Origin of the sequence: Novosphingobium sp. B-7 (assembly GCF_000410615.1) — a bacterium.
GTDB lineage: Bacteria > Pseudomonadota > Alphaproteobacteria > Sphingomonadales > Sphingomonadaceae > Novosphingobium > Novosphingobium capsulatum.
The window spans coordinates 28848-46563 of sequence record NZ_KE148362.1 but is presented as its reverse complement, the minus strand read 5'-3'; the positions used below and the strand labels follow the sequence as shown (position 1 = coordinate 46563).

The window sequence follows — 17716 nt, the reverse complement described above, 5'->3', positions numbered from 1 at the left end:
CGGTGAAGCGGCATATATGGAGGGGCAGCGCAGGCGTCAACGACGTTTTGCAATTTTGTTTCAAAATCTTTGGAACCAATTGGAAAATAACGCATTTTTTCACGCACGTTGGTGCCCCTCGATCGCGTTAGCCTGCCCTTGTGGCCAGATGGCGCCGACATTCCGTGATTCTCCTGATTCTTTGGGCCATTGTAAGCCAATCCTTAAACCCGCACGGAATAAGCCCGCATCAATGGTCGCCCCACTCGCCCCACCTCTTCCGCCTGATGGCACGCCCGCGCGCGTCAGCGTGATCGTGCCGGGCTTTGGCGTGGCGGCGTTCCTGGGCGAGGCACTGACATCGCTGCAGCGCCAGGACATGACCGCGTGGGAAGCGATCGTGGTGGATGATGGCGATCCGGCGGTGGCCGGTGCGCTCGCGCCGTTCCGGTCCGATCCGCGTATTCGTCTGTGCCAGACCGCGAACCACGGCGTTTCGGCCGCGCGCAATGCCGCCATCGCGCAAAGCACGGCGCCTCTGATCGCGCTGCTCGATGGCGATGACCTGTTTCGCCCGGCCTACCTTGCGACCATGGTGCCGGTGCTGGAAGCCGATCCCGCGCTGCGCCTGGTAACTTGCAACGCCCGCATGTTTGGCGCCGTGGCAGGAGAGCGTTATTGCGTGGAGCATCTCCAGAACACGCGCGGCACCTGGCTTGGCGTGCTCGACCGCTCGTTCAACGTCTATATCGGCTCCGTTTTCCGCCGCGCCGATTGCCTCGCCGTGGGTGGCTTTGACGAAACCATGACCCATGCCGAAGATCTCGACCTGTGGGTGCGGCTCATGGCGCTGGGCGGCGAAGCGCATTATGTCGACGCGGTGCTATGCGAATACCGCGTTCGCGCCGGTTCCGCATCGGCCCAGGCGCTGCGCCTGCTGCGCGGGAGCCTGAAAGTGCAGAGCAAGGCCCGCGCCAGTCTGCCGCCTGGCGCGCCGGACATTGCCACGGTCGAGCGCTTGATGAACGACACGCGCGATGCATTGGCATTCGAGGAAGCCATCGATCGCATCGTCGCCGGCCAGGCGCGTTCGGGCTTGGCGGACCTGCGCCAGATCGGCACGCGGCTGAACGGCCATATGGGTGGCCCGATGTGGCAGTTGGCCCTAGCGCTGTGGCACTGGCTGCCGGGGCTGGCCGCGCCTATGCTGCGCTGGCGCCGCCGCGCCCATCGCCGTGGCGGCACGCGCGGCGCAGCGTCTCCCAGCTATCTCGATAGCGAGCAGTGACCATGCCCGGCCTGCTTGCCCCACCATCCCCTACTCCTTTTGCAAAGATGCCCGCCATTCCTGCCTCACCTTCTTCGATACCGGCCGTCACCGTGGCCACCAGCGTGTACAACGCGGCGCAAACCCTGGGCCCGGCGATCGAGAGCGTGCTGGCGCAGACCTTTGGCGATTTCGAATTCCTGATCCTGGATGATGGATCGACCGACGATAGCCTGGCGATTGCCCAGGCCTATGCTGCGCGCGATCCGCGCGTGCGGCCGATCGCGATGCCGCGCCAGGGCCTGGTGCGCAGCCTCAACCAGTTGTTCGCGCAGGCCCGCGCCCCGCTGGTCGCCCGCTTCGATGCCGACGATATCTGCATGCCGGAACGCCTGGCGCGTCAGGTGGCGTTCCTGGCAGAGCATCCCGACCACGGGCTGGTCGCTTGCGAGACTACGTTCATCGACGAGACCGGCGCCCCGGCGCCGAACCCGCCGATCCAGCGCCCGCACGATCATGGCGCCATTCTGGCCGCGCTGGAGCACGGGCCGATCCTGTGCCACAGCGCCGTCATGGTGCGCACCGATCTGGTGCGCGCGGCGGGCGGCTATCGCGAGGCGTTTATCCACGCGGAAGACTATGACCTGTGGCTGCGCCTAGCGAGCCAGACACGCATGGCCAACCTGGCAGAGTGCCTGCTCGCCTATCGCATCACGCCCGGCCAGGTGAGTTCGCGCCATGTCGTGGCCCAGGCGCGCAACGCCGCGATCGCCTGGCTGGCCCATGGCGCGCGGACGCGAACCGGAAGCGACCCGATCGCGCCGCTTTCCGCCCTGCCCACTCTCGACATGCTGGATGGCATGTTTGGCGCAGGCAGCGCGGCCTATGTGCGGCAGCGGATGATCGATCGCCTGCTCTATGCGCCCGATCGCCTGGCAGGCGAGGCCTGGCCCGTGCTGTTGGGCCATATCGCCGATGGCGCCCCCAGGGCACGGTTGTGGCGCACCGCGATCCGCCTGCTGAAAGCCGGGCATCCGCTGCGTGCCGTGCAGACCGCGATCGCCCTGGCGCGGCAAGCAGCATGACGGCGAAGCGCGACACGCCCCGGCGGCCCCATCCGGCCACCGGCAGCCCGGCGCCCGAAATGTCGGTGCGCACGGCGGCGGCCTGGGCGCTGGTGTCGCAATACGCCTCTTTCGCGATTCAGTTCGCCACCAGCGTTGTTCTGGCCCGGTGGTTCATCACGCCGGCGCAGTTGGGGCTGTTTTCGATCGCCTTTGCCGCGGTCACGATCGTCGCCTTCCTGCAGGACTTCGGGGTGGCGCGCTATGTCAATGGCGAGCGCGACCTGACGCCGGAAAAGCTGCAGACCGCGTTTACCATCTCGGTGGTCTTTGCCTGGGGCATCGCACTGCTGGCGCTTGCCAGCGCCGTGCCGGTGGCGCGGTTCTACAACGATCCTGCGCTTCTGCCGGTGCTGCTGGTGGTGGCATCGTCCTATCTCTTAGTGCCCTTGTCGATCGTGCCGCAGGCGCCCTGCCAGCGGCGCATGGACTACAAGTCCAACACCATGATCGAGGTGGGATCGTCGATCGCCAACGCCGCCACGGCGGTGACTTTGGCGGTGCTCGGTCATGGCGCGCTGGCACTGGCCTGGGGCGCCTTTGCCCAGCAGGGCGCGCGCCTGGTGGTGAGCCAGTGGCGCGCCGGCGTGATGGTGCCCTGGCCGCTGCGGCTGAAGGGGGCACGGCCGGTGCTGGAACTGGGCGGCACCAATTCGGTGCTGTCCACCTGCTATTCGATCACCGCGCGGGCGCCCGAACTGGTGATCGGGCGGCTGATCGACAACACCGCCGTCGGGCTGTTCGCGCGCGCTTCGGGCCTGGCCCTGCAACTGCGCATGCTGGTGGCGGGCGCGGTGACCGGCGTGTTCTATCCCGCGTTCCGCCGGGTGCGCGACCAGGGCGATCCGCTGGGGCCGCCCTATCTGCGCGTGGTCGCCGCCTATACCGGCGTGACCTGGCCGGCCATGGCCGGCATCGCCACGCTGGCGCAGCCACTGATCCAGGCGCTCTATGGCGAGCGCTGGCTGGCCGCCGCGCCACTGCTGCTGTGGGTGGCGCTGGCACAGCTGTGCTATATCTCGCTGCCGCTCAATGCCGATCTGCCGCTGCTGCTGGGGCGCAAGCGCGGGCTGATCCACCGCAACATCGTGGAAACCGTGCTGTCGGTGGGCCTGATCATTGCCGCCGCGCCGTTTGGCCTGGTGGCGGTGGCGATCTCACGCTTTGTCCATGGGCTGATCTGGATGGTGATCTATGCCCCGTTCATGCGGGCGATGCTGGATTTTTCCTGGTCGAGTCTGGCGCGCATCTATGGCCAGAGCCTGGCAGTCACCCTGGCTGCGGTGGCGCCGCTGCTGGCAAGCTATGCGCTATGGGCCGGGCCAGGCGCGTGCGGGCTGGGCCAGGTCTTTGCCATGGTGGCAGCAGGCATCCTGTGCTGGCTTGTCGTCATGCGGCTGACGCGCCACCCCCTGCTTGACGAAGTGCTGGGCCTGCTGGGTGAAATCGTCGCGGCGCTGCCTTGGCGAAAGCAACCGGTTTCGCCGTGATACGGTGGTGAATATCCCGTTTCCGTTCGATCCGGGCCTGCGCAGTTGAAAATAGCAATGGCGCTGCCGTCCAACCAGGCGTAACCTGCTGGGCGGAGAGGAACCTGACGATGTTGATGCTGGCCCAAAAGGTTGCCGGCACGCTGGGCCCGCTGGCCTTGATGGCGGCGGCCCTGCCGGTGTCCGCGCAACCCGCGCAAACCACCCCGCTGACTGCGGCGCCCCTGGTTGCCGCACCGAAACCTGCCACGGGCGATGTCCTGCCCCCGATGGAAGAAATCCACCTGGGCCAGGATGCGCGCACCCGACTCACCGTGCCGGTCACAATCGGCAGTGCCGGGCCCTTTGCCTTCATGGTCGATACCGGCGCAGAACGCACGGTGTTGACGCGGCAGACAGCACAGGTGCTCGGCCTGGCGCCCAGTGGCCGCGCCACGCTGGTGAGCGTCGCTGGCCTGGAAGACGTGGACCTGGTCACCGTGGCCGAAATGTCGCTTGGCACCCGGCGCTTTTCCGGGCTGGAAGCACCGTTGGTGGACGGGCACGACCTGGAGGCTGAGGGCATTGTCGGCCTCGATGGGCTGCAGGACCAGCGCGTGACGATCGATTTTGCCGCGCACCGCATGATGATCGGCAATGCCGCGCCCGATGCGCCGCATGCCGACGGCTATGACATCGTCGTTACCGCGCGGCGCCGTTCGGGCCAGTTGATCATGACCGAGGCCATGGTCGATGGCGTGCGCACCGATGTGATGATCGATACCGGATCGGATACCTCGATCGGCAACCGCGCCCTGCAGCGCGCGCTCAACCGCCGGCAGGGCGAGCAGCAGGCCCGCCTCATCGCCGTGACCGGACAGGTCATCACGGCCGACGTGGGCCAAGCGCGCGTGATGCGGATCGGCGGCATGGATATCCGCAACCTGACCTTCGCGTTTGCCGATGCCCCCGCCTTTGCACACCTCAAGCTCAGCCGCCGCCCCGCTCTTTTGCTGGGCATGCGCGATTTGAGCGCTTTCCAGAAGGTGGGGATCGATTTTGCCCGGCGCAGGGTGATGTTCGATTTCACGCCAGCCGCGCCACAGGCACTGGCGGCACGCTGATCTGGCGGGCAATCAGCAGGTGGCATCTGCCAACAAAATGCCTATGTGAAGGCGATGCCGCCCGAAAAACCAAATGCCCCCGGTGCCCGCCACGATGGCTGGCACACGCTCAAGCGCTTTCTTCCCTATCTCTGGCCGGCCGATAATCCCGGCCTGCGCTGGCGCATCGTGGTGGCGTGCGTGTTCATCCTGGCCTCCACCGGGGTGCAGCTTTACCTGCCCTATCTGCTGAAATGGGCAGTCGACGCCATGAACACGTCCGGGCCGCGCCTGGGCATGTTGGCCATGTGGACGGTGCTGGGCTATGCCGCCGGGCGCTTTGCCGGGGTGGCGTTCGACAACCTGCGCAACATCGTATTCGAACGCGTGGGCCAGGATGCCACGCGTTCGCTGGCAGAGCATGTCTTTGCCCAGTTGCACCGCCTGTCGCTGCGCTTTCACCTGGCACGCCGCACCGGCGAGGTGACCAAGACGATCGAGCGCGGCACCAAGAGCATCGATACGATGCTCTATTTCATGCTGTTCAACATCGCCCCCACAATCCTGCAACTGATCGTTGTCGCGGTGATCTTCTGGATCACCTTTGGCTGGGGGCTGGTGGCAGCAACGGCCGTGGCGGTGGCGGCCTATATCTGGGTCACGCGCACGATCACCGAATGGCGCAGCCACTTGCGCGAGCGGATGAACCGGCTCGATGGGCAGGCGCTGTCGCGCGCGGTGGATTCGCTGCTCAACTACGAAACGGTCAAGTATTTCGGCGCCGAAAAGCGCGAGGAAGCCCGCTATGGCCAGGCCGCGCGCGCCTATGCCGATGCGGCCGTTGCCAGCGAAAACAGCCTTGGCCTGCTCAACATCGCGCAGGCGCTGGTGGTCAACCTGCTGATGGCCGGTGCGCTGGCCTACACCGTGTGGGGCTGGTGGCATGGCCAGTTCACCGCCGGCCAGCTGGTGTTCGTGCAGACCTACCTGACGCAGCTGTTCCGCCCGCTCGACATGCTGGGCATGGTCTATCGCACGATCCGCCAGGGGCTGATCGACATGGCCGAGATGTTCCGACTGATCGATACCGACGTGGAAGTGGCCGACAAGCCCGGCGCCCCGGCGCTGGTCGTGCGCCGGCCATCGCTCACGTTCGACAATGTGGTGTTCGGCTATGATCCCGATCGCACGATCCTGCATGGCCTCTCGTTCGAAGTTCCGGCCGGCAGCCGCGTGGCCATTGTCGGGCCTTCGGGCGCGGGCAAGTCCACTATCGGCCGCCTGCTGTTCCGTTTCTACGATCCGCTGTCGGGCCGCATCCTGATCGATGGGCAGGATATCGCCACAGTCACGCAGGCCAGCTTGCGCGCGGCGATCGGCATCGTGCCGCAGGATTCGGTGCTGTTCAACGATACCATCGGTTACAACATCGCCTATGGCCGCGAAGGCGCCACGCCCGATGATGTGGCCGCAGCGGCGCGCGGTGCGGCGATCGGCGATTTCATCGCCCGCCTGCCCCAGGGGCTGGATACCGAGGTGGGCGAACGCGGGCTCAAGCTGTCAGGCGGGGAAAAGCAGCGCGTGGCGATTGCCCGCACGCTGGTGAAAAACCCGCCGATCCTGCTGTTTGACGAGGCGACCAGCGCGCTCGATACCCGCACCGAGCAGGATATCCTTGGCACGCTGCGCGACGTGGCCACCAATCGCACCACGCTGTCGATCGCGCACCGGCTTTCCACCATTGCCGATAGCGACACGATCCTGGTGATCGACCAGGGCCGTCTGGTGGAACAGGGCAGCCACGCCGATCTGCTGCGCCGCGCCGGCCTCTATGCCGAAATGTGGGCGCGCCAGGCCGCCGAAAGCGAGGAACTGGGCGAGGCGGCGGAGTAAGCGCAAGGCTTCCTGCCCTTCGACAAGCTCAGGGCGAACGGAGAATTGCTGAATTTCTACCGGGAATGCCGTTCGGGCTGAGCTTGTCGAAGCCCCTTGCCCGCATCCCTCTGAAATCCGTCACTTCACCACATCAGCCCCGTGCCACACGACGGCCTGCGCCACCTTGATGCAGTCCATGCCGCCGTCATAGGTCATCGCGGGCGAGCCATAGAGGCGCCAGCCCTGGGCCAGCGCCTCTGACACGCGCTCGCAAAAGGCGCGGTCGTCCTTGCCGGTGAGCAGGCGATAGATCGGGCGGTTGTCGGGCGTTTCATGCATGGGCAGCGTTTACCATGGCTGCGCCCGCTTGCCAGCCCGCGTGTTTGGCGGCACCACCGGCGGCCATGGAACCGATCGCCAGTCCCGACGCCATCCCTTCTCCCGAGACCGCAAGGCGCAACTGGCTGGATCACCCGCGCGGGCTGTGGGTGTTGGCCGGCACAGAGTTGTGGGACCGCATTTCCTGGCATGGCATGGTGGCCATGCTGGTGCTCTACATGACCGGCGAACTGCTGCTGCCCGGGCGGGTGGAGCATGTCGTCGGCTTTGCCAGCTATCGCGCGGGCCTCGAGCATGTGTTCGGCCCGATGAGCGTGACGCAACTCGCTACGCAAACCTTCGCGCTCTATTTCTCGGCGATCACGTTCCTGCCGCTGGTCGGCGGCTGGATCGGTGACAAGGTGATGACCCGCCGTGCTGCGGTCAGTCTGGGCGCCCTGACGATGACGGCCGGGCATTTCGCCATGGCGTTCGATGCCACGTTCCTGCTGGCGCTGGTCCTGCTGGTGATCGGCGCGGGCCTGCTGCGCGGCAATCTGATGCCGCAGATTCGCGCGCTCTATGCGGCAGGCGACCGGCGGCTGGGCGATGCCTTCCAGGTCTATACGTTCTGCATCAATGTCGGTGCGTTCATTGCCCCGATCGCCAGCGGCACCATGGCCAAGTACTATGGCTGGCACGCCGGCTTTGCCGTGGCGGGCGTGGGCATGCTGGCGGGCCTGATCTGGTATCTGGCCGGATCGCGCCACCTGCCGCCGCAGGTGCCGCCGCGCCAGGCCGGCCCGGCGGTGCCGCTCACCGCGCCGGAAAAGCGCAATGTCTGGCTGCTCGTCATGGTCTGGCCGTTCAGCGTGGCATTCTGGACCGCGCAGGCGCAGGTGTGGAACGTCTATAGCCTGTGGGTGCGGGACCATATCGCCATGACCGTGGGCACGTTTGCCGTGCCGATCCCCTGGCTGCAATCGCTTGACGGGCTGGCCCCGGCGGTGGAGGCGCCGCTGCTGATCCTGCTGTGGCGCTGGCAGGCCACGCGCAAGGCCGAACCTGACAGCCTGACCAAGCTGGCTACTGGCTGCCTGATCTTTGCCGCCTCCACGCTCCTGCTCGCTCTCTCGCCCACGGCCACGCGCGGGCCGATCTGGCTGCCGGTGGCGTTTCACCTGCTCTCAAACCTGGGCGCAATGTTCTTTGCCCCGGTGATGCATGCCTATTTCGCCACCCGCGCGCCGGAACGCTGGCGCGGGACGCTCATCGGGGTGGAAATGCTTTCGGTGGCCGTGGCCAGCCTGATCAGCGGGCCGATGGGCGGATGGTACACCCAGGTCAGCCCGCCGGTGTTCTGGCTCGTGACGGCAGCGATCCCGGCGATTGCCGGCGTCCTGCTCCTGGCCCTGCGCCATCCGTTGCGGGTGTTCGGCGGCCCCGACACGCTGGTGAAAAACGAAGCTGGGGCGGCGGGTCACTAACCCACCGCCCCCACGCCGTTACAGGATATACTTCGACAGATCCGCATTACCGGCTAGGCCCGCCAGGCGATCGGCGACATAGGCCTCATCCACCGTCACCGTGGTGCCGACGCGATCCTCGGCGTCAAAGCTCACTTCTTCCAGCAGCTTTTCCATCACCGTCTGCAGCCGCCGGGCGCCGATGTTCTCCACGCTCTCGTTCACTTGCGCGGCGGTGCGGGCAATCGCGCGCACCGCTTCGGGCGTGAAGTCCAGCGTGACCTGCTCCGTGCCGAGCAAGGCACGATACTGTTCCACCAGGTTGGCGCGGGTTTCAGCCAGGATGCGCACAAAGTCATCCTCGCTCAGCGCCTTCAGTTCCACGCGGATCGGCAGGCGCCCCTGCAATTCGGGCAGCATGTCCGAAGGCTTGGCCACGTGAAACGCGCCCGAGGCGATGAACAGCACATGGTCGGTCTTCATCGGGCCATACTTGGTGGCAACCGTCGTGCCCTCGATCAGCGGCAGCAGATCGCGCTGCACGCCTTCGCGGCTGACACTGCCACCGCGCACGTCCGACACGGCGATCTTGTCGATCTCGTCGATGAACACGATGCCGTTGGTTTCCGCGTTCTGCAGCGCCACCCGAGCCACGTCATCCTGGTCCATGCGCTTTTCGGACTCTTCGTCCACCAGCTTGTCCCAGGCATCGGCCACGCGCATCTTGCGGCGCTTCAAAGGCTGGCGGCCAAACGCCTTGCCCATCATGTCCGACAGGTTGATCATGCCAACGTTGCCGCCAAGCCCTGGAATTTCCATCGGGGCGGCGGGGGCATCCTCCACCTCGATTTCCACTTCCACGTCGTTCATCGCGCCTTCGCTCAGGCGTTGGCGAAAGCTTTCGCGCGTCGCTTCGCTGGCACCATCGCCCACCAGGGCCTTGAGCAGGCGGTCCATCGCTGCCTTGCTGGCCGCCTCGCGTACGGCTTCGCGGCGGCGGTCCTTTTCCAGGCGGATCGCTTCTTCGGCCAGGTCGCGGGCGATCTGCTCGACGTCGCGGCCGACATAGCCCACTTCGGTGAACTTGGTCGCTTCCACTTTCACGAACGGCGCATCGGCCAGGCGGGCCAGACGGCGGCTGATCTCGGTCTTGCCGCAGCCGGTCGGCCCGATCATCAGGATGTTCTTGGGGCTCACCTCGTCGCGCAGATCGGGCGAGAGGCGCTGCCGGCGCCAGCGGTTGCGCAGGGCCACGGCGACGGCGCGCTTGGCATCGGCCTGGCCAACGATATGTTCGTCCAGCGCGCGGACGATGGCCTTGGGGGTTAGACTGTCGAGCATCAGATTTCTTCCAGCGTCACGCGGTCATTGGTGAACACGCAGATTTCGGCCGCCACCTGCATGGCGCGGCGGGCAATCTTTTCGGGATCGTCTTCATAGGCATCCACCGCCCGCGCGGCGGCCAGGGCATAGTTGCCACCCGATCCGATCGCGGTAATCCCGCCTTCGGGTTCCAGCACATCGCCGTTGCCGGTCAAGACCAGCAGCGTGCTGGCATCGGCCACGATCATCAGTGCTTCGAGATTGCGCAGGTATTTGTCGGTGCGCCAGTCCTTGGCCAGTTCCACCGCCGCGCGCATCAGCTGGCCGCGATGCTGCTCCAGCTTGCGCTCCAGCCGCTCGAACAGGGTAAAGGCATCGGCCGTGGCTCCGGCAAAGCCGGCGATCACCGATCCATCGCCGATGCGCCGCACCTTGCGCGCATTCGGCTTCATCACCGTGTTGCCCATGGAAACCTGGCCGTCACCCGCAATCACGGTACGGCCGTTCTTCTTCACCCCGATGATCGTGGTGCCGTGCCACTGGACCAGGCCGTGGCTCGCCTTGCTATCGTCCATGCCGGCGATATGGGATCGCCGGCATGGCTTTCAAGCCGCCGCCCTGGCTCAGCTGCCGTTCGGGCCCGAGCCGGCGGGGCCACGGCCCTGGCCGGTGGTGCCGCCCGGCATGGCGCCGACCGAGCCGATATTGCCGAACAGATCCTGGAAGAAGCTGCGGTTGCGGCCCAGCGTCGGCGTCGCTTCGCGCACCGGATGGATCGTGGGCACGCGGGTCAACGTGACGCGGTCGATCGTGCTGACGTTGCCGGCGGGATCGAAATTGACCTTGAGCACCTGCTCGCTGCTGGTGCGCGGGCGCTTGAACGGCTTCTGGCGGGGATCGATCGACACGTAGTACCAGCTCTGCGGGCCGAACTGGCTCTTGAACGTGGCCTGGCCCAGCGCGCGTTCCACCGACAGGCGGTTGTCCACGCCCGGCTGCACCGAATCGGTCAGCGCCTTGTCCATCTGGAACCCGCGATGGTCGCGGATACTGGCGCAGCCGCTGACCAGCACGACCAGACCAGCCAGCGCCGTCGCCTTTGCCACCCGCGCCGCACCGTTCAGGGCCATCCGATTCTCGCGCATTCGATCACTCCAAATTCGACCCTTGCGGGACATGCGGGCTGTCTGATGGGCCCGATCCCCACTGGCACCACGCACAAAGGCACACTTTGCCTTCGCGCCACAGCGCCCTATATCCGCGCAAGCCTTAGGGGCGAAACGGGTTGTCCGCAATGGCGGCGTGCCGGTTTGCGCCGTCCGGTTGAAATTGGCCGCGCCCTGGCGCTGCCACCACGCTTGCAAAGGATGCCCGCCCCATGTCCCTTCTTGCCCGTCTGCTGGGCCAGACCCGCGATGATCGCGATGCCGCCCGCCCGCTGTGGCACCGCGTGGTGGAAATCGCGCGCGAAAAGGAATGGTATGCCGATTGCGGCGTGGCCGATACCGTGGCCGGGCGGTTCGACATGATCACCCTGGTGCTCAGCATCGTACTGGTGCGCATGGAACGCGATCCTGGGCTGATCCCGGCATCGGTGTGGTTGACCGAACTCTTCGTGGAAGACATGGACGGCCAGCTGCGCGAAAGCGGCGTGGGCGATCTGGTGGTTGGCAAGCATGTGGGCAAGCTGATGAGCACGCTGGGCGGTCGCCTGGGCGCCTATCGCGACGGGCTGGAAGCGGGTGAAGACGCCTTTGCCGCCGCGCTTGCCCGCAACATGACATTGACCGAGGGCACAGACCCCCTGCCCCTTGCCCGCCGTGCACGCGCCTTTGCCGCCGGCCTGGCGCTGGCGCCGGCAGACCGGGTCCTGGCTGCGGAGATTGGACGATGAGCGATACCCCCGAATACTCCTACATCGTCGATCTGCGCCAGATCGGCGACGCGCCCCTGGTGCTGGAACCCGATGCCGATGCGCGCCGGCGTCTGGCCGGGCGCTTTGGCATTACCGCAATCGATGCTGCGCGAGTGCAGGTCAAGCTGATCGCCGATGGCCCGGTGGTGCGCGCCGATGGCCGCCTGACCGCCGCGATCATCCAGGCCTGCGCGATTTCCGGCGAGGATTTCCCGGTCAAGATCGACGAGCCGCTGCACCTGCGCTTCGTGCCCGAAACACAGATCGCGGCCGAACCGGATGAAGAGATCGAGCTGTCTGCCGACGATTGCGACGAAATCCCCTATACCGGGCTGACGTTCGACCTGGGCGAAGCGGTGGCGCAAAGCCTCGCGCTGGCGATCGATCCCTTTGCCGAAGGCCCCCTGGCCGACAAGGCCCGGGCGGAACACAACCTGGCCGGCGACGAGGCCAGCGGGCCGTTCGCCGCCCTGGCTGCTCTGCGCGGCAAGGAATAAGGCACATGGCCAGACCGCAAGGCAACACCGCCCCCGGCGGGCCCGGCGCGCGCGATCTCACGCGTGGGCCGATCCTGAAAACGCTGCTGCTGTTTTCGATGCCCACACTGGTGGGCAATATCCTGCAATCGCTCAACGGGTCGATCAACGCGATCTGGGTCGGGCGCCTGCTGGGCGATTCGGCGCTTGCGGCCACGGCCAATGCCAACGTGGTGATGTTCCTGGTCTTTGCTGCCGTGTTCGGGTTCGGCATGGCCGCCACGGTCAAGGTCGGCCAGTCGTTCGGTGCGGGCAATGTCGATGCCGCGCGGCGCACGTTCGGCACGGCCGTGGGCTTTTGCGTGGGGCTGGCGATGATCGTGGCCACCGTGGGCTGGATCTCCGCCCCGGCGCTGCTGCGCATCATGTCGACCCCGGCCGATATCTTCGGCTTTGCCCTGGCCTATCTGCGCGTGATCTTCGTGGCGCTGCCGGCAACGATGATCTCGGTGATGATCTCGATGGGCCTGCGCGGCGCGGGCGACGCCAAGACCAGTCTCTATTTCATGATCGTGTCGGTGGTGCTCGATTGCGGGCTCAACCCGGTGTTCATCGCCGGCTTGGGGCCGATCCCGGCGCTCGGCATCGCCGGTTCGGCGCTGGCCACGGCGATCTCGTCCTATGTCTCGATGCTGGTGCTGGTGATCTATGCCTATGCCCGCAACCTGCCGCTGCGCCTGCGCGGGGCGGAACTGGGCTATCTGGTGCCGCGCATGGACGAGCTGCGCTACATTGTCACCAAGGGCCTGCCGATGGGCGCGCAAATGCTGATCGTGTCGGGCGCGGGCATCATCATGCTCGGCCTGGTCAACCGCGAAGGCTCGATCGTCAGCGCCGCCTATGGCGCCTCGCTGCAGGTGTGGACCTATCTGCAGATGCCGGCCATGGCCATTTCCGCCGCGCTCAGCGCCATGGCCGCGCAGGCGATCGGCGCCGGCCTGATCGATCGGCTGGGTCGGATCACGCGCGCTGGCCTGATCCTCAATTTCGCCGTCACCGGCCTGATGACCGCGCTGCTGCTGGCGTTCGACCGCCCGGTCCTGGTGCTGTTCCTGGGCTCGACCAGCCCCGCGGTAGACATGGCGCGCCATATCCAGTTGCTCGCCAGCTGGAGCTACATCCTGTTCGGGATGACGATCATGCTGTTCGGCACGATGCGCGCGGGCGGCGTGGTGATTGCGCCACTGATTGTGCTGGCCATCGCCATGTTCCCGGCGCGGCTGGGGTTCTATTCCTTCGCCTATCCCTCGCTCGGGGCCGATGCGCTGTGGCTCGCCTTCCCGGTTGGCTCGCTCGCGGCCGTGGCCATGGCGGCGATCGCCTATGCCCGGCCCGGCTGGCGCGAAAAGGCGCGGGTGGTCAGCCAGGCGCGTCGGCAGGAAAGCGAAGCGGCCGCCGAATGCACAGCCGAAAGCGTGCCGGCCTGAAGCCGGTGCGGGGCTGCCGCTGAACGCTGGAAAACGGAAAGAGGTGGGGGGATTTCTGTTGCCCGGCACCCCCCGGGCCGCTGGTATCACTTCTGTTGACCGGCGTGTCCAGCCGCGCTTTCGCTTTGTAAGATCAGGCCGTTAGGCCGTCAGGTTACGCGGCGAGAGCAAGTGCTTCGTTGTCGTTGGCACTTGTTGGTTTTGAGCCTTGAACGGGTTACTCAGCCCGGGCGAAAACAACGCTTTTCAACACACGTCGATCCTAGTTCGGCCCCGTCATCTTTCCCGCCTGGCCCAAAAAGCCGGAACGAGAGAGGTGGTGGAGCCGCCGGGTACCGCCCCCGGGTCCGCTGCGTCTATTGCACGCCGCAGTTTATCGCCATAGCCGGGTCAAACCCGGCACGACCCCATATAGGGATTCCTGCGGCGTTGGGAAGGGGGTGCTGTGCCCGGCGCAGCCTGTGCAAAAAATCGCGCCAGGATCGGCCGCATTCTCTCCCCATCCTCTTCAGAGGAGGGGCTGGGGGGGGTGCGCGCCAGCCAGCGTCAGTCCTTCGCCTTGAGCGCGTCCCTGATCTCGATCAGCAGGTCCACCTCGCTCGGCCCCTTGGGCGCGGCGGGCTTGGCTTCTTCCTTGCGGATCAGCGAATTGGCGGCCTTCACGATCAGGAAGATGATGAACGCCACGATCAGGAAATTCACCGCCTGGGTGATGAAATCGCCATAGCCGATCATCGGCACGCCCGCCGCCTTGAGCTGGGCATAGTTGCCGACATCGCCCTTGAACGTTGCGGGGATCGGCCCCAGCCGCACGAAATACTTGGTGAAATCGACCCCGCCCGTGACATAGCCGACCACTGGCATGATCACGCTTTCGGTGAGGGAGGTGACGATCTTGCCAAAGGCACCGCCGATGATCACACCGACCGCCAGGTCGAGCACGTTGCCACGCGCGATGAACGTCTTGAACTCTTCGAGAATGGCCACGGCGCATTTCCCCTTCTTAACCACACAATCGCAAATGATTGCCACCACCGCCAGCCGGCGGCAAGCGCGCAGGCAAATCGTTTACAGTTCGATCAACGACAAGGCACTGCCCTTGATCCGCAACCATGCCGCGCTATGTCTCTTGCGCATCTGCAACGAGGATCGATCCATGTCCCGCGCTTTCAACCGCTTCCTGCCCCGCTTTGCCTTGGTCGCCGTGGCGGCCGGCAGCCTTGCCGGCTGCGGCGTCAACACGATCCCCACGGCCGAGGAAAACGCCAAGGCCAAATGGGCCGAAGTGCAGAACCAGTACCAGCGCCGCGCCGATCTGGTGCCCAACCTGGTCGCCACGGTCAAAGGCTATGCCAAGCAGGAACAGGATACCCTGGTCAAGGTGACCGAGGCCCGCGCCAAGGCCACCTCGGTCCAGATCACCGCCGCCGATCTTACCGATCCGGCCAAGGTGGCCGCCTACCAGAACGCCCAGGGCCAGCTGTCGCAGGGCCTGGGCCGGCTGATGGCCAATGTCGAAGCCTATCCCGACCTCAAGTCGAACGAAAACTTCCTGGCCCTGCAAAGCCAACTGGAAGGTACGGAAAACCGTATCGCCGTGGCCCGCCGCGATTACAACGACGCGGTACAGTCCTACAACACCACGATCCGCACGTTCCCGGCAGTGATCGGGGCCAAGGTGATCTATGGTGCCAAGCCGATGGTGCCGTTCCAGGCGACGACGCCGGGCGCCGATACCGCGCCCAAGGTCAATTTCAATTAAGCCGATGAAACAGAGCGCGGCGCAGCGGCTGGCCGCCCTTGCCCTGCTGGTGCTGGCGATCTTCGCCACGCCAGCCTGGGCGCAGACGTTCCCGCAACTCACCGGGCGCGTGGTGGATGATGCCCATCTGCTCAACCCGCAGCAGGTCCAGGCCCTCGATGCCAAGCTGGCCGCGCTGGAACAGCAATCGCAGCGCCAACTGGTGGTGGCCACCGTGCCCGATCTTCAAGGGTACGAGATAGAGGACTATGGCTATCGCCTGGGCCGCACCTGGGGTCTGGGCGACAAGCAGCGCAACGACGGCGCGATTCTGCTGGTTGCTCCCAAAGAGCGCAAGGTGCGGATCGAGGTCGGCTATGGCCTGGAGGGTATCCTGACCGATGCCTTGTCTGAAATTATCATCCAGCGCGAGATCGTGCCCCGCTTCAAGGCCGGCGATTATGCCGGTGGCATCAACGCCGCCACCGATCAATTGATCGCCCAGCTCAAGCTGCCCGAAGACCAGGCCCGCCAGGTAGCGGCGAAGGCCGAGCAGGCGCAGAAACAGGCGCGCGAACCGCATTTCGATGCCGGCACCGTGGTATTCCTGGTGATCTTCGGCCTGTTCTTCGTCCTGCCGTTCATCCGCGCCATGCGCGGCGGCGGTCGCCGCTATGGCGGTGGTGGGCCGGGCGTGTTCATCTTCCCCAGCGGTGGCTGGAGCGGTGGTGGCGGGGGCGGCGGCTCCGACTGGGGCGGTGGCGGCGGATTTTCCGGCGGCGGTGGCAGCTTTGGCGGCGGTGGCGCCTCGGGGAGTTGGTGACATGATCCTGACCGAGGCGGAACAGGCCCGCATTGCCGCAGCCGTGGCCCGGGCCGAGGCCGAAACCGCGGGCGAGATCGTCCCGGTGATCACGCCGGCGTCCGATCCCTATGCCGACGTTGCGCTGGCTTGGGCGGTGTTCATCGCGTTCCTCGCCCTCGCCGCGCTGGAAACGGCGCCGGCATTCTATGTCGCGCTGGTCGATCGCGTGCTGGGCCTGTGGGCCACGGAATGGACCGCGCGCGCCTATTTCGGCCTGGCGCTGAGCGTGGCCCTGCTCAAGTTCACCGCCATGCTGGCGCTGCTGCAATGGCGCGCCTTGCGCCTGTGGCTCACCCCGACGCCGATCAAGCGGGCACGGGTCCATGCCCGCGCGCTGACTGCCTTCCGCCTGAGCGCGGAAAGCCGCACCACAGGGCGCACCGGCGTGGTGCTCTATGTCTCGCTGGCCGAACGCAAGGCCGAAATCATTGCCGACAGCGCCATCGCCGATCGCGTCAGCCCCGATGTCTGGGGCGAGGCGATGGCCGCGCTGCTCGGCCCCTTGCGCGAAGGGAACCTCGCCGAAGGCATGGAGGCCGCCCTCGCCCAGATCGGCGCCGTGCTGCGCCAAGCCTCCCCGGCGCGGGCGCACGATCACAATGAACTGCCCGACGGACCTATCCTGCTATGAGTCTCGAAGACGAATACCGCGACAATCCCGAAGAAACCCGCTGGGAAGGCCGCTTCATCACCGCCAAGACGCGCGGCCGCTGGGAATATGTCGGCCGGGCGCGCAACATTCGCGCCGCCGTGATCCTGGCGATCACCGACGCGCGCGAGGTTATCCTGGTCGAACAGTTCCGCGTGCCGCTGGGCCGCCCGTGCATCGAATTGCCCGCCGGCCTGATCGGCGACGATGACAGCAGCGCCGGCGAAGATGCTGGCTTGGCCGCCCTGCGTGAACTAGAAGAGGAAACCGGCTATCGCGCCACGCGCATGGAACCGCTGGGCGAGTTCTGGTCCAGCCCCGGCATGGTCTCGGAAAGCTTCACCCTGTTCCGCGCCCATGGCCTGGCGCGTGTTTCGGCCGGTGGCGGCGTGGAAGGCGAAGGCATCACTGTGCACCACGTGCCGCTGGATGGCATGGCCGACTATATCGCCGCGCGCCGGGCCGAAGGCATGGCGGTGGACGTGAAGATCCTCACCCTTTTGGCGCCCGGCCTTCTGCGCTGAACGCGGCAGGCGCGGCACCCAAGGTGCCACGCCCGCGCGCTCACTCCCATCAATCCGCCGCGCGCAGCCGCAGCGCCAGCAGCGTCGCGGCCGCGCCGAGCGACCCCAACGCCATGATGACCGACACGGTCAGCA

18 protein-coding genes and 1 other RNA gene are annotated in these 17716 nt (G+C 66.3%); 13 read left to right on the top strand and 6 right to left on the bottom strand.

Annotated features, from left to right (window positions below):
• The first annotated feature begins 232 nt into the window (after positions 1-232).
• The 5 genes from H926_RS30895 to H926_RS0114330 all read left to right on the top strand — a co-directional run bounded on the left by H926_RS30895 (position 233) and on the right by H926_RS0114330 (position 6835).
• Positions 233-1267, top strand: a complete 1035-nt coding sequence (locus H926_RS30895; protein ID WP_022676932.1) for a glycosyltransferase family A protein — start codon at positions 233-235, stop codon at positions 1265-1267.
• 92 nt (positions 1268-1359) lie between these two features.
• Positions 1360-2331: a glycosyltransferase family A protein gene (locus H926_RS0114345; protein WP_237741043.1), complete on the top strand. Its 972-nt coding sequence runs from the start codon at positions 1360-1362 to the stop codon at positions 2329-2331.
• The gene (locus tag H926_RS27710) at positions 2328-3860 is read left to right on the top strand and encodes a lipopolysaccharide biosynthesis protein (RefSeq protein ID WP_022676930.1); all 1533 of its coding nucleotides are present in this window, start codon (positions 2328-2330) and stop codon (positions 3858-3860) included. Before H926_RS0114345 ends, H926_RS27710 begins: the two co-directional genes overlap by 4 nt.
• Before the next feature lie 110 nt (positions 3861-3970).
• Entirely contained in the window at positions 3971-4963 is a 993-nt protein-coding gene (locus tag H926_RS0114335) for an aspartyl protease family protein (RefSeq protein WP_022676929.1), read from the top strand.
• A gap of 54 nt (positions 4964-5017) precedes the next feature.
• Positions 5018-6835: an ABC transporter ATP-binding protein/permease gene (locus tag H926_RS0114330; RefSeq protein ID WP_028658025.1), complete on the top strand. Its 1818-nt coding sequence runs from the start codon at positions 5018-5020 to the stop codon at positions 6833-6835.
• Positions 6836-6955: 120 nt separating this feature from the next.
• Here the strand turns inward: H926_RS0114330 and H926_RS0114325 are convergent, their stop codons facing one another.
• Positions 6956-7156 carry a DUF1737 domain-containing protein gene (locus H926_RS0114325; RefSeq protein WP_022676927.1) on the bottom strand — a complete coding sequence of 67 codons (201 nt, stop codon included), beginning with the start codon at positions 7154-7156 and terminating at the stop codon, positions 6956-6958.
• A 65-nt stretch (positions 7157-7221) separates the two neighbouring features.
• Here H926_RS0114325 and H926_RS0114320 point away from each other — a divergent pair, with 65 nt between their 5' ends.
• Positions 7222-8622, top strand: coding sequence for a peptide MFS transporter (locus tag H926_RS0114320; protein ID WP_022676926.1), 1401 nt, complete (start codon positions 7222-7224; stop codon positions 8620-8622).
• A gap of 18 nt (positions 8623-8640) precedes the next feature.
• On the opposite strand, the gene hslU is transcribed toward H926_RS0114320, so the two are convergent.
• From hslU to H926_RS0114305, 3 genes are read right to left on the bottom strand one after another with little or no spacing between them, the layout of a single operon-like run.
• Positions 8641-9942: an ATP-dependent protease ATPase subunit HslU gene (gene hslU, locus H926_RS0114315; protein ID WP_022676925.1), complete on the bottom strand. Its 1302-nt coding sequence runs from the start codon at positions 9940-9942 to the stop codon at positions 8641-8643.
• Entirely contained in the window at positions 9942-10499 is a 558-nt protein-coding gene (hslV, locus tag H926_RS0114310) for an ATP-dependent protease subunit HslV (protein ID WP_022676924.1), read from the bottom strand. The genes hslU and hslV overlap by 1 nt, the downstream gene beginning before the upstream one ends.
• Positions 10500-10547: 48 nt before the next feature.
• Positions 10548-11069 carry an outer membrane protein assembly factor BamE gene (locus tag H926_RS0114305; RefSeq protein ID WP_022676923.1) on the bottom strand — a complete coding sequence of 174 codons (522 nt, stop codon included), beginning with the start codon at positions 11067-11069 and terminating at the stop codon, positions 10548-10550.
• Between the two features lie 233 nt (positions 11070-11302).
• Between H926_RS0114305 and H926_RS0114300 the strand changes: the two genes are divergently transcribed.
• From H926_RS0114300 to H926_RS27705, 3 genes are read left to right on the top strand one after another with little or no spacing between them, the layout of a single operon-like run.
• Complete coding sequence (locus H926_RS0114300) at positions 11303-11818, top strand: ubiquinol-cytochrome C chaperone family protein (protein WP_022676922.1); 516 nt, start codon at positions 11303-11305, stop codon at positions 11816-11818.
• On the top strand, positions 11815-12336 hold the full coding sequence (locus tag H926_RS0114295) for a DUF177 domain-containing protein (protein WP_022676921.1): 522 nt from the start codon (positions 11815-11817) through the stop codon (positions 12334-12336). The genes H926_RS0114300 and H926_RS0114295 overlap by 4 nt, the downstream gene beginning before the upstream one ends.
• A 5-nt stretch (positions 12337-12341) precedes the next feature.
• Positions 12342-13802 carry an MATE family efflux transporter gene (locus H926_RS27705; protein ID WP_022676920.1) on the top strand — a complete coding sequence of 487 codons (1461 nt, stop codon included), beginning with the start codon at positions 12342-12344 and terminating at the stop codon, positions 13800-13802.
• A gap of 42 nt (positions 13803-13844) precedes the next feature.
• On the opposite strand, the gene ssrA is transcribed toward H926_RS27705, so the two are convergent.
• Positions 13845-14242, bottom strand: a transfer-messenger RNA (tmRNA) gene (ssrA, locus tag H926_RS31800).
• A 106-nt stretch (positions 14243-14348) separates the two neighbouring features.
• Entirely contained in the window at positions 14349-14783 is a 435-nt protein-coding gene (gene mscL, locus H926_RS0114285) for a large conductance mechanosensitive channel protein MscL (protein WP_171794979.1), read from the bottom strand.
• A 175-nt stretch (positions 14784-14958) separates the two neighbouring features.
• Between mscL and H926_RS0114280 the strand changes: the two genes are divergently transcribed.
• The 4 genes from H926_RS0114280 to H926_RS0114265 are packed head-to-tail and all read left to right on the top strand — an operon-like array spanning position 14959 to position 17581.
• Positions 14959-15564: a LemA family protein gene (locus H926_RS0114280; protein WP_043609664.1), complete on the top strand. Its 606-nt coding sequence runs from the start codon at positions 14959-14961 to the stop codon at positions 15562-15564.
• A 4-nt stretch (positions 15565-15568) separates the two neighbouring features.
• Complete coding sequence (locus H926_RS0114275) at positions 15569-16366, top strand: YgcG family protein (protein ID WP_022676917.1); 798 nt, start codon at positions 15569-15571, stop codon at positions 16364-16366.
• Position 16367: 1 nt separating this feature from the next.
• Positions 16368-17039: a TPM domain-containing protein gene (locus H926_RS0114270; RefSeq protein ID WP_022676916.1), complete on the top strand. Its 672-nt coding sequence runs from the start codon at positions 16368-16370 to the stop codon at positions 17037-17039.
• Positions 17036-17581, top strand: a complete 546-nt coding sequence (locus H926_RS0114265) for an NUDIX hydrolase (RefSeq protein ID WP_022676915.1) — start codon at positions 17036-17038, stop codon at positions 17579-17581. Before H926_RS0114270 ends, H926_RS0114265 begins: the two co-directional genes overlap by 4 nt.
• Positions 17582-17716 lie beyond the last annotated feature (135 nt).